At 35.0% G+C, this 10312-nt stretch carries 11 protein-coding genes and 1 pseudogene; 2 read left to right on the top strand and 10 right to left on the bottom strand.

The features are described from left to right. From WBY99_RS02545 to WBY99_RS02520, 6 genes are all read right to left on the bottom strand, one after another. Window positions 1–711: HD domain-containing protein (locus WBY99_RS02545; protein ID WP_423974780.1), on the bottom strand; the 711-nt coding region annotated here is incomplete at its 3' end. 290 nt (window positions 712–1001) lie between these two features. Further along, window positions 1002–1844 (bottom strand): prephenate dehydrogenase, encoded by an 843-nt coding sequence (locus WBY99_RS02540; protein WP_423974779.1) that lies wholly within the window; start codon window positions 1842–1844, stop codon window positions 1002–1004. 28 nt (window positions 1845–1872) lie between these two features. Further along, on the bottom strand, window positions 1873–2241 hold the full coding sequence (locus WBY99_RS02535; protein ID WP_423974778.1) for a hypothetical protein: 369 nt from the start codon (window positions 2239–2241) through the stop codon (window positions 1873–1875). Beyond that, entirely contained in the window at window positions 2242–3435 is a 1194-nt protein-coding gene (locus WBY99_RS02530; protein ID WP_423974777.1) for an alanine dehydrogenase, read from the bottom strand. It abuts the gene before it with no gap. An 81-nt stretch (window positions 3436–3516) separates the two neighbouring features. Further along, window positions 3517–3924, bottom strand: coding sequence for a tRNA (adenosine(37)-N6)-threonylcarbamoyltransferase complex ATPase subunit type 1 TsaE (gene tsaE / locus WBY99_RS02525; protein ID WP_423974776.1), 408 nt, complete (start codon window positions 3922–3924; stop codon window positions 3517–3519). 2 nt (window positions 3925–3926) lie between these two features. Next, a complete protein-coding gene (locus WBY99_RS02520) occupies window positions 3927–4931 on the bottom strand; it encodes an isoaspartyl peptidase/L-asparaginase family protein (protein WP_423974775.1) in 1005 nt (334 codons plus the stop codon). Window positions 4932–5166: 235 nt separating this feature from the next. Between WBY99_RS02520 and dnaG the strand changes: the two genes are divergently transcribed. Together dnaG and clpP are read left to right on the top strand one after the other, a co-directional pair. Continuing rightward, window positions 5167–7143, top strand: a complete 1977-nt coding sequence (gene dnaG, locus WBY99_RS02515; RefSeq protein ID WP_423974774.1) for a DNA primase — start codon at window positions 5167–5169, stop codon at window positions 7141–7143. Window positions 7144–7168: 25 nt separating this feature from the next. After that, window positions 7169–7852 carry an ATP-dependent Clp endopeptidase proteolytic subunit ClpP gene (gene clpP, locus WBY99_RS02510; protein WP_423974773.1) on the top strand — a complete coding sequence of 228 codons (684 nt, stop codon included), beginning with the start codon at window positions 7169–7171 and terminating at the stop codon, window positions 7850–7852. Between the two features lie 96 nt (window positions 7853–7948). Here clpP and WBY99_RS02505 read toward each other — a convergent pair whose 3' ends face one another. From WBY99_RS02505 to WBY99_RS02490, 4 genes and pseudogenes are all read right to left on the bottom strand, one after another. After that, the gene (locus WBY99_RS02505) at window positions 7949–8629 is read right to left on the bottom strand and encodes a hypothetical protein (protein WP_423974772.1); all 681 of its coding nucleotides are present in this window, start codon (window positions 8627–8629) and stop codon (window positions 7949–7951) included. A gap of 8 nt (window positions 8630–8637) precedes the next feature. Further along, a complete protein-coding gene (gene tpiA, locus WBY99_RS02500) occupies window positions 8638–9399 on the bottom strand; it encodes a triose-phosphate isomerase (RefSeq protein ID WP_423974771.1) in 762 nt (253 codons plus the stop codon). Window positions 9400–9497: 98 nt separating this feature from the next. Next, the gene (locus WBY99_RS02495) at window positions 9498–9845 is read right to left on the bottom strand and encodes a TerB family tellurite resistance protein (RefSeq protein ID WP_423974770.1); all 348 of its coding nucleotides are present in this window, start codon (window positions 9843–9845) and stop codon (window positions 9498–9500) included. A gap of 38 nt (window positions 9846–9883) precedes the next feature. Continuing rightward, window positions 9884–10312, bottom strand: a pseudogene (locus WBY99_RS02490) (BT_3928 family protein); the annotation flags it as partial.

Here is a 10312-nt window from a genome sequence, read left to right as displayed (position 1 = left end):
CTCTAATTGTTCCGATACTTCTTTTTTAAATTCTTCAATGTATTTCTCGCGGTTTTCTTTCGCAAGTTCTAATTTTGAAGAAATATCCAAATAGACTTCAGGATTATTAAATTTTAAAGAAAGATCTTCTAATTCTGATTTGATGTTATATAAACCAAGTCGGTGGGCGAGTGGTGCATAAATATAAACCGTTTCCGATGCGATTTTTTTCTGCTTCTGAGGCGTCATGCTTTCCAGCGTTCGCATATTGTGAAGTCGATCCGCGATTTTAATTAAAATCACTCGGAAATCTTCGGAAAGAGTGAGTAAAAGCTTACGGTAGTTCTCAGATTGAATGGAAATATTTTGGTGATTCATGACCGCAATTTTGGTCAGCCCATTCACAATATCTGCAATTTTTTTTCCGAATATTTTTTTGAGATCGTCGTACGTATAATCCGAATCCTCGATAACGTCGTGAAGAAGTGCACATGCGATGGATGTTGCGCCCAGCCCAATCTCGTTTGCTACTATTTTTGCTACCTCAATTGGGTGATAAATATAGGGTTCGCCCGTTTTTCTGCGTTGATCTTTATGCGCATCTAAAGCAATATCAAACGCTTTTCGGATGAGTTTGTTTTGTTCCTCATTCAAATTGCGGTAGGTATTTGTAATTAAATCTTTATACCTCGCGAGAATTTCTTTATTTTCTTGTTCTAAATCGTAAACCATTTGTGTAAGCCAATTAGGACACGAAAATAAGCAAAAAATGTGCAATTGTTGGGATGAAACTCAAAAAAATGTATAATATAAAGATGTTTTTTGGGTATAAAAACATTTATTTCACAAAATTTAGTCACTTGTGAAAATTTTAAGTTTAATTAAGTTTCGAACAACATCAGGTTATTTTTCAGCGAAACATGGGGAAATCAATACTAAAAATTTAAATAATCTTTTACTTACTTTTCAATTTATCTTTTTCAAACCAAATCTGAGAAAAATGCAAAGTTGTTAAGGAGCGACTATCGAAGAATCCCTCTTATCTTATTTGCATTCCGAATTAATTCTTCCAAGTAATCATAGTTCTCTTTTTCCAGCGCCGATTTAAATTTTCGAAGCTGCGTAATGTGCTCATTAAGAACATCTAATACATTTTCTTTATTTTGTCTGAAAATTGGAACCCACATTTCAGGATGTGATTTCGCCAAACGAACCGTGCTCGAAAAACCTGAACTGGCTAACTGGAAAATAGTGTCTTCTTCGCGTTCTTTTTGCAGAACAGTATTTGCCAAAGCATAAGAAGTAATATGAGAAATATGAGAAATATAAGCTGTGTGAATATCGTGACTTTCAGATTCCATATAAAGCAGATTCATTTCTAGATTTTCTGCAACTTGCTCTACCATTTTCAAAGCATCTGGTGCAGAAGCTTCCTGGTCGCAAATTACACCAGCTCTTCCCGCAAAACTATCTGATATCGCAGATTTTGGACCGGAATTTTCTGTTCCCCACATCGGATGAAAAGCCACAAAACGATTTCTATTTTTGTGATTTTCAACTCCTTTTACGATTCCAGCTTTGGTAGAACCCACGTCCATTACGGTTTGATTTTCATTAACCAAATCCAAAATCTCCGGCAATACTTTTCTGGTAGAATCTACGGGAATGGCAAGAATAATTAAATCAGAATTTTGGATTGCATTTTTCAACGATAAACTTTCATCGATAATGCCAAGTTCTTTTGCTTCTACCAAATGCTGCTCATTTTGATCAACGCCATAAACGTAATCTACAAAATGTTTTTCACGTAATTTTAAGGCAATCGACCCACCAATTAAACCGACACCGATGATGGTTAATTTCATAGCTGTTTATTTGTAAATACCGGGGTTACTATAATTTTTTCAGACTTTTAAAATTCGATTCTTCTGTGCATTTTTCAAATCCAATTTCGTATCGTGGATTTTTCTTTGGATAAGTCAAAATATAACTCGGGCAAGGTTTTTTCTGTGCATCACTTTTTTCGAAATCGATATTTCCTTTGGTAAGAATACTGTCTTTTAGAAATTTTTTGTCAATTTTCAGAAATTCCATTTCCGCTTTAAAACGATCCGAATAGTTAAATTCTTTTGATAATGTTTCGGCAATAACCCTTGAATTAGGAAGGTATCCACTACAACTTGCTCCTTTTTTGTTTAGAATAAAAAACACAAGAATCAGTCCGGGAATTAATCCCAGTAAGAAGAATTTGATTTTTCTCATTTAAAAAATTAAAAGGTTGATATCGTGATACGTAAGACCGAAACGGTCGCAAATTACTTTTTTGGTGTGACGCCCTTTGTACATATAAAGTGATTGCTTCATCTCATTTTGATGAACAAGTCTGTTTTCGAAACCGCCTTCTTCATCGTAATTCAAAAGATAAGAAAGGAAGAAATTAGAAATTGCTTTCGTTGTGGTACGCGGCATTTTCGAAGTCAAGTTGGGTAAGCCACAGTGAATTACGCCGTGTTTAATGATATATGGATTTTCCATATCGGTCAATTCTGAGGTTTCGATCATTTCTCTATTGTCAATAGTCACGTCGATAATCACACTGCCTTTTTTCATTCCAATGACCATTTCTTCAGTAACAATTGGCGTATTGCTTGATTTTGCAAGTGCACCAATAACGACATCTGCTCTTTTTAAACTCTTGGTTAATTCCTTTGGATCAATAATAGAGGTAGGAACACGCCCATCAACCATCATGTGTAAACGACGGAGTTTCGATAAAGAATTGTCAAAAACTTTTACGCTTGCGCCAAGACCTAAAGCCGCTTTGGTAGCGAATTCACCTACAATACCAGCACCGATAACAACTACTTCTGTCGGTCGAACGCCGGTAATCCCACCTAGCATTAATCCGTTCGAAAGTGCCAGTAATTCAGCAGCATAAAGAATAGAAATACTTCCTGCAATTTCGCCAATCAATCTTACTAAAGTTAATTGCTTGTACTCATCGGCGATAAATTCAAAGGCAACAGCATTTATTTTTTTTTCTGATAATTTTTTGAAATATTCTTTGTCACGCAAATTAATTTGTAAAGCAGAAACCAAATAGGTATTCATTTTTAGCATTTCAATTTCGTCTTCAGTAGGAGGATTTATTTTTAAAACCAAATCTTGCTCAAAGGCTTCTCGCGGACTTTGAGTGATTATCGCTCCTGATTCAGAATATTGTAAATCGGTAAAAAAAGAACCTTCACCTGCTCCCGACTCTACAATGATATGATGTCCGTTTGCAACTAAAACTTGTACTGCATCTGGGGTGATACAAGTCCTCCTTTCGTTAAGGCAAGTCTCTTTTGGAATGCCTATACTGAATTGTTTTTCTTTTTTAACGATTTCTAGTTTTTCTTCTTGTGGCAATAATTCCTGTTCAGAAAATGGCGTAAAAATGTGGGTATGACTCATTTTATAAGTTTTGATAAGGCTGCTAATTCTAAAGAAACAGTACGCAAAGATACGATGATTTGATTATTAATTGAATAAATTCTAACGGAAGTTAATGACTCGGTATTCGCCTTTATTTTCGATGCTCATTTCGTGATGGAGTAAATCAGAGATTTCCTCTTCAAATATTTCAGGCCATTCGATAATGCATAAAAAGGAGTTGTCGAGATATTCGTAAATGCCAATATCTTCAACTTCATCAGCCGATTTCATTCGGTACAAATCAAAGTGAAAAACATTTCCTTGCGGGGTATCATATTCATTCACAATCGCATAAGTAGGAGAGGATACTTCATCTTGACTGCCTAAATTTTTTAACAGAAATTGTGTGAAAGTTGTTTTTCCTGCACCGAGATTTCCTTTTAATAAAAGAATGTTATGTTGAAGTTCTGGCAGAATTTGGTCGATAATCTTTTGCCAATCTTCAATTTTATCAATTTTAAATTCCATATTTATTTATAGATTTCAATCGTAATTTCTCCATCTTCGGTGATTGCTCCGCGATACATTCCAGCGGTATTAAAAGGCATTGCAATATTTCCGTCTTTATCTAAAGCGATCAAACCGCCATCGCCACCCATTTTTCCAATTTCGTCGATGGTTTCCTGAGTTGCCGTTTTAATATCTTTATTTTGATATTCCATTTTCGCAGCAATCGTTCTGGCAGCTGTTGCTCTGATGAAATATTCTCCCCAACCAGTTGCAGAAATTCCAACTTGAGAATTGGCATAAGTTCCAGCGCCAATAATTGGAGCATCTCCAATTCTGCCATATTTCTTATTGGTCATTCCACCTGTTGAAGTTCCAGCCGTGATATTTCCAGCTTTATCTAAAGCAACTGCGCCAACAGTTCCGAATTTTTGATCGATTTCGTAAGATTCTGGTAAAGTGTTTTGGGAGACTTTTTTCGATGTATTTGATGATTCCTTCTGTTTGAGTTTTTGCAAACCATCCCAACGGTCTTTTGTCCAAAAGTAAGATGGATCTACGATTTCTAAATTTTGTTCTTTTGCAAATTGCTCTGCGCCAACTCCTGATAACATCACATGTTCAGATTTTTGCATCACCGCAATTGCTGCTTTAATAGGATTTTTAATGGTGTGTACACCAGCAATTGCTCCAGCAGATTTGTCCTTCCCATACATCATTGCTGCATCGAGTTCGTTTTTCCCATCAGCAGTGAAAACTGCGCCTTTTCCAGCATTGAATAATGGTGAATCCTCCATGACGATAATCGAAGCTGCAACTGCATCGATAGAAGAATTCCCTTTTTTAATTTCAGCATATCCAGCTTTCAACGCTTCTGTAAGTTTTGCTCTGTAAGCGTTTTCTTTTTCGGCGGTCATGTTTGATTTTAAGATGGTTCCGGCACCACCGTGAATCACAAGAACGTATTTTTTTTGTGCGTTCATCATCAGTGAAAAAGTGATGATGGAAGCGAGTAGGAGTTTTTTCATTGCAAATAGAAATATTGGGTCAAATTTATTGAATTTTTATTCAGTGCTGATAAAAGAGATTCCAATTTTTTTTATTCTATGATCATTATTCTCTATTCATCAATATAAAGTCTTCAACTCGATTGGTGAAAAGTATAATTCAAGATGAGTTTTAGTAATATTTGTTAATAAGTTTTGGGAATCGAAACGCTTAAAATTATGAGGAAAACAAAAACTTATTTCCTATTTTTACCGAATGATTTCTAAGCAAACAATCGATAGGATATTTTCTGCTGTTCGGGTAGAGGAAATCATCGGCGAATATGTACAATTGAAGCGGGCAGGCTCTAACTTTAAAGGATTAAGTCCTTTTCACGATGAAAAATCGCCGAGTTTCGTAGTGTCGCCGAGCAAACAGATTTGGAAAGATTTCTCCAGCGGAAAAGGTGGAACCGCAATTTCTTTTTTAATGGAAATTGAAAATTTCACCTATCCAGAAGCGCTGAAACATGCGGCTAAAAAATACGGAATCGAAATTGAAGAGGATATTCGTGAACTTACCGAAGAGCAAAAACAGGCGCAAACCGATAAAGAATTGCTTTATAAAATTCATGAGATTGCGAATGATTTTTTCCAAAATCAACTTTTTGAAACTGAAGAAGGAACGACGATCGCTTATTCCTATTTTAAAGAACGGGAACTTCGGGATGATATTATCAAAAAATTTCAACTTGGATATTCACCAGAACAACGAAATGCGTTTACAGAATTTGCTTTAAATAAAGGATATTCAAAAGAAATTCTGGAGAAATCGGGACTTTCTATTTTCCCGGAAAATGCACCGAACGGCATCGACCGTTTTCGGGAAAGGGTTTTGTTTCCCATTCATAGTTTTTCGGGCAGAGTTTTAGGTTTTGGTGCCAGAATTCTCAAGAATAATGTAAAAACGGCAAAATATCTTAATTCTCCAGAAACCGAAATTTATCATAAATCGAGTGTTCTTTATGGTTTAAGCCAAGGGAAACAAGCGATTTCTAAAACGAATCTTTGCCTTTTAGTTGAAGGTTATATGGATGTGATCGCTCTTCACCAAAGTGGAATTGAAAATGTTGTAGCAAGCTCAGGAACGGCATTAACAGTCGATCAGATTAAATTGATTAAGCGGTTGACCGAAAATGTTACCATTCTTTTTGATGGTGATCCTGCTGGAATAAAAGCCAGTTTTAGAAGTATTGACTTATTGCTCGCCGAGGAAATGAATATTCGGATTTTACTATTTCCAGATGGCGACGATCCCGATTCTTTCTCCAGAAAACATCCGCAACAATATGTAGAAGATTTTATTAAAAATCAGGCAAAAGATTTCATTGATTTTAAAGCAGATATTTTATTAAAAGAAGCAGGGGATGATCCGATAAAAAAAGCGGAATCTATTCGGGATATTGTAAAATCGGTAGCATTTGTGAAAAATGCTTTGAAGCAGGAAGTTTATTTAAAGGAAGTTGCCACGAAATTCGGACTTTCTGAGCAATCACTTTTTAATGAACTGAATGTTCAGAAACAAATTCAGAATCAACAATTTTCACCACAACAAAGAGCGGAGCCACAAGAAAGACCGAAAATGGAAATTGTTCCGCCAACTACAATTTCGGTAAATCCTTTGCTGGAATTAGAGGAAAAGTTGGTGAAACATATGCTTAACTTTGGAGATCGGGTTTTAGAAAAATCAGATGCCGATAATCAACCGTTTAAAATTACGGTGATTGAGGAAATCATCAGCCATTTTAATGAAGATAATTATGAAGCACAATCGCCAATTAATGAAAAAATAATTGAAGAATTAAAAAACGGATTGGCCAATAATGAAATTATTCAAAGTAATTTTTTCTTAACTTTAATGGATGAAACTATTGTTTCTAAAGTTTCGAATGCAATTATCGGAGATGACGAATTAAGCAATTGGGAAAAAAGTAATATTTTTCCGCCCAAACCTGGCGATAAATTAGAGGCAGAAATTGAAGATGATATTCTCATTCATAAAAGTCATTTTATTGAAAAGATGATTTATGATATCGTGAAAAAATTAGATTCGGTAAGGGATGAAAATCCAGAAGAGTACTATGAATTGGTGAAAAAAATTATGATATTAAAAAGTCTTCTAAGCGAAATTAATAAAAAATTGAACCGACAACTGACAAAAGGGCATAGTTTTTTTAGGGAACAAAAATTGTAAACTACATAATGCAAAAAATTAGATAATGGATATTAAAAAAGAGTTCAGAGATTTCTCTGTAAAACATTTAGGAAACAGTGGATTGGCAACGGATCAATATATGGGAATGTATGGACCAACCAATCTGACGCCGTATATTATGGAGGAAAGACGCTTGAACGTTGCTCAAATGGACGTTTTCTCGCGTTTGATGATGGACAGAATTATTTTCCTCGGAACGGGAATTGATGATCAAGTTGCGAATATCGTGACCGCTCAGTTGCTTTTCTTGGAAAGTTCTGATGCCTCGAAAGACATCCAGATTTACATCAACTCTCCTGGTGGGAGTGTGTATGCAGGTTTAGGAATTTACGATACCATGCAAATTATTAAACCAGATGTTGCGACAATTTGTACAGGAATGGCTGCTTCAATGGGCGCAGTTCTTTTGGTTGCTGGCGAAAAAGGAAAACGTTCTGCACTGAAACATTCCCGGGTGATGATTCATCAGCCAAGTGGTGGTGCACAAGGTGTTGCGAGCGATATGGAAATTAATTTGAGAGAAATGCTAAAACTGAAAAAAGAATTATACGATATCATTTCAGAACATTCCGGGCAAACTTACGAGTGGGTTGAAAAAGCCTCTGACAGAGATTATTGGATGACTTCCACCGAAGCTAAAGATTTCGGAATGGTGGATGAAGTTTTGGAAAGAAAAAAGGATAAATAAATCTTAAGATTTTTATAAAAAAAGAGAGAACGCCTCAAAGGAATGTTCTCTCTTTTTTAATAAATTATTTTCAAATTTTAAAACGAATTACGAACTTTAGAAGTTCATTTTTATGCCCAAACCATTATTGTTTGTAACAACAAAATATTCATTTGCTGGTTTTAAATTTGAAGCAGTCTTATTTTTTATTTTTTTCATTTGAGAACTGCCCGAAATTTTCATAATTAATCCAGCTCCCATTCCTGCCAATCCAATAATCAGTGGAACAGGACTCCCTTTTGATTCGATATTTTGATTTGGTGAAATTACTGTTTCAGAAGCTGAAGATAGATTGAGAATTCCACCAACCAAAAAACAAGCTCCACCTCCAGCTAGAAAACCAGTACCAAGCTGACTCAATTTTTTTGCCTTAATATAATCGTCATTATTGATGAAATCGTTGGCTTTCAAAATTGTTGTTGGTTGATTCACATTGAGTTGATAAGCGTTTTCTGACTTTGTTTCTACTTTAGGTGAGTCAATTTCAGTTAAAGTCCCATTAATTGGTTCAGAATCAAATACAATACTTTTGATAGAATTGTCATACAGAAATTCTTCTTTACCAGTTTCCGTATTTAAAAATGTAATCTTTCCTTTTTCAAAAACTAAATTGGTGTAATTTATTTTTAAATCAGTCGAAGTATTAATAAGTCCTTTGGAGGATTTTTGTGGAATTTTAACTTGAGAAAACAGAAACCCACCAAATAAAAATGTTCCAAGAATAATTGTTTTTTTCATATTAAAATTTAAGCATTAAACCCTTCAATAATCTTCGCAAAATCATCAATTTTCAAGGCAGCTCCTCCAATCAAACCGCCATCGATATCGGGTTGAGAGAAAATTTCTTTGGCATTTTCAGGTTTCACAGAACCACCATATAAAATTGAAATTTCGTCGGCAACTTCTTTTCCATATTTGTTTGCGATGAGATTTCGGATGTGTGCATGAATTTCCTGTGCTTGTTCTGGAGTCGCAGTTTCGCCCGTTCCGATTGCCCAAACAGGTTCGTAAGCAATCACCACTTTTTTAATTTCTTCTGCAGATAAAGAGAAGAGAGCAGTCTCGGTTTGGTTTTTTACCACTTCTAAATGCTTGCCGGATTTTCTTTGTTCCAAGGTTTCTCCGTTGCAATAAATTGGAATTAAGCCTTTATCCAAAGCTAATTTCACTTTTCTGTTGCAGTGCGAATCAGTTTCGCCATGATATTGTCTTCGTTCGGAATGTCCGATTAATGAGCCATCTGCATCAATAGACTCTAACATTTCTGCAGAAATTTCGCCCGTGAAAGCACCACTTTCATGCTCGCTCATGTCTTGCGAAAAAACTCCGATTTCGTTGTTTTCGTATAAATCTTTTGCCATCATTAGATATAAAGACGGCGGCGCAATCCAAACTTCGCAATTGGTGGCGTTATTTTTTTTGTATTCTAATAATTGAAACATCAATTGTTGTGCATCAATCACGTTTTTATTCATTTTCCAGTTTCCTGCGACGATATTTTTTCTCATGGATCTTTTTATTTAAAGTTTAAAATTCAAAGTTTAAGATTTCAAGATTGCAAATTATAATTATAATTAGAACTTGAAACCTTGAACCCGAAACTAAATTATAGTTTCCAAATATTTTTCAAAAGTTTATAAAACTGGTGTTCTCTTTCCGTCACTTCATCATCAGCTTTGATTAATGATTTGGCGAATTTTGCGAAAGCTATTCTTTCTTTTTCGGTAGAATCATCGTGGAAACATCTTGCATGGAATTCAAAATGATCTCTCCATTCTTCGGGTTGTAATGTTGCGATAACTTCCAGTTCATTATCCAAATTCATTTTAAAGGGAAATTCTTCGGTTAAATATTCCTGAACTTTTAATCCTTCTTCTGGTGCGAATTCCCCATCAACAGAAGAGAGTATCATTAAAAGATGATAACCTGCGATTGATTTATTTGATTTTTGCATATTTTTAATTCAAAGTTTAATGTTCAAAATTTAACGTTTCAGTCTTTCAAAAAGTCTTTTGCAGGCTTTTTATTTACAATTTTTCCATTTTCTAAAATTAAAACAAACGGATTACTTCTCGCAATTGTTTTAATCGCAGTGCCGTCCATCATTGCATTGTTGATGGTTTTAAAAGTATTTGGACTGGTAGAAACTCCCAAAATAAATGCGCCTTTTTCGGCTTTTATTTTTGCTTCCGTTTTTGCTAAAAGTTCTGGATCTATATTTCCTGGCTGATAAGAAAAAATAAGAATGGCTTTTGGTGCTTTTAAAATTTCTTCTGTTAAATCAATTCCTTCCGGACTTTCGGGTTTAAACTTTGCAATCTCCGATTCATAGCCTTGTTTCACGATTTTAGAAGTGGTTTTTCCGTCTTCGATTTTCCATGGCGAACCTTCTTCCCAATATTTTTTTTCGTTCACATAATC

The sequence above is a fragment of the Kaistella sp. genome, from assembly GCF_049588135.1.
Taxonomy (GTDB): Bacteria; Bacteroidota; Bacteroidia; order Flavobacteriales; family Weeksellaceae; genus Kaistella.
This window is presented reverse-complemented; position numbering and strand designations above follow the sequence as displayed.

Bases quoted from the DNA above. Each gene is read 5' to 3' on its own strand.
- WBY99_RS02540 (WP_423974779.1), bottom strand. From the start codon at position 1,844: ATGAAATTAACCATCATCGGTGTCGGTTTAATTGGTGGGTCGATTGCC.
- WBY99_RS02535 (WP_423974778.1), bottom strand. From the start codon at position 2,241: ATGAGAAAAATCAAATTCTTCTTACTGGGATTAATTCCCGGACTGATT.
- WBY99_RS02530 (WP_423974777.1), bottom strand. From the start codon at position 3,435: ATGAGTCATACCCACATTTTTACGCCATTTTCTGAACAGGAATTATTG.
- tsaE (WP_423974776.1), bottom strand. From the start codon at position 3,924: ATGGAATTTAAAATTGATAAAATTGAAGATTGGCAAAAGATTATCGAC.
- WBY99_RS02520 (WP_423974775.1), bottom strand. From the start codon at position 4,931: ATGAAAAAACTCCTACTCGCTTCCATCATCACTTTTTCACTGATGATG.
- dnaG (WP_423974774.1), top strand. From the start codon at position 5,167: ATGATTTCTAAGCAAACAATCGATAGGATATTTTCTGCTGTTCGGGTA.
- clpP (WP_423974773.1), top strand. From the start codon at position 7,169: ATGGATATTAAAAAAGAGTTCAGAGATTTCTCTGTAAAACATTTAGGA.
- WBY99_RS02505 (WP_423974772.1), bottom strand. From the start codon at position 8,629: ATGAAAAAAACAATTATTCTTGGAACATTTTTATTTGGTGGGTTTCTG.
- tpiA (WP_423974771.1), bottom strand. From the start codon at position 9,399: ATGAGAAAAAATATCGTCGCAGGAAACTGGAAAATGAATAAAAACGTG.
- WBY99_RS02495 (WP_423974770.1), bottom strand. From the start codon at position 9,845: ATGCAAAAATCAAATAAATCAATCGCAGGTTATCATCTTTTAATGATA.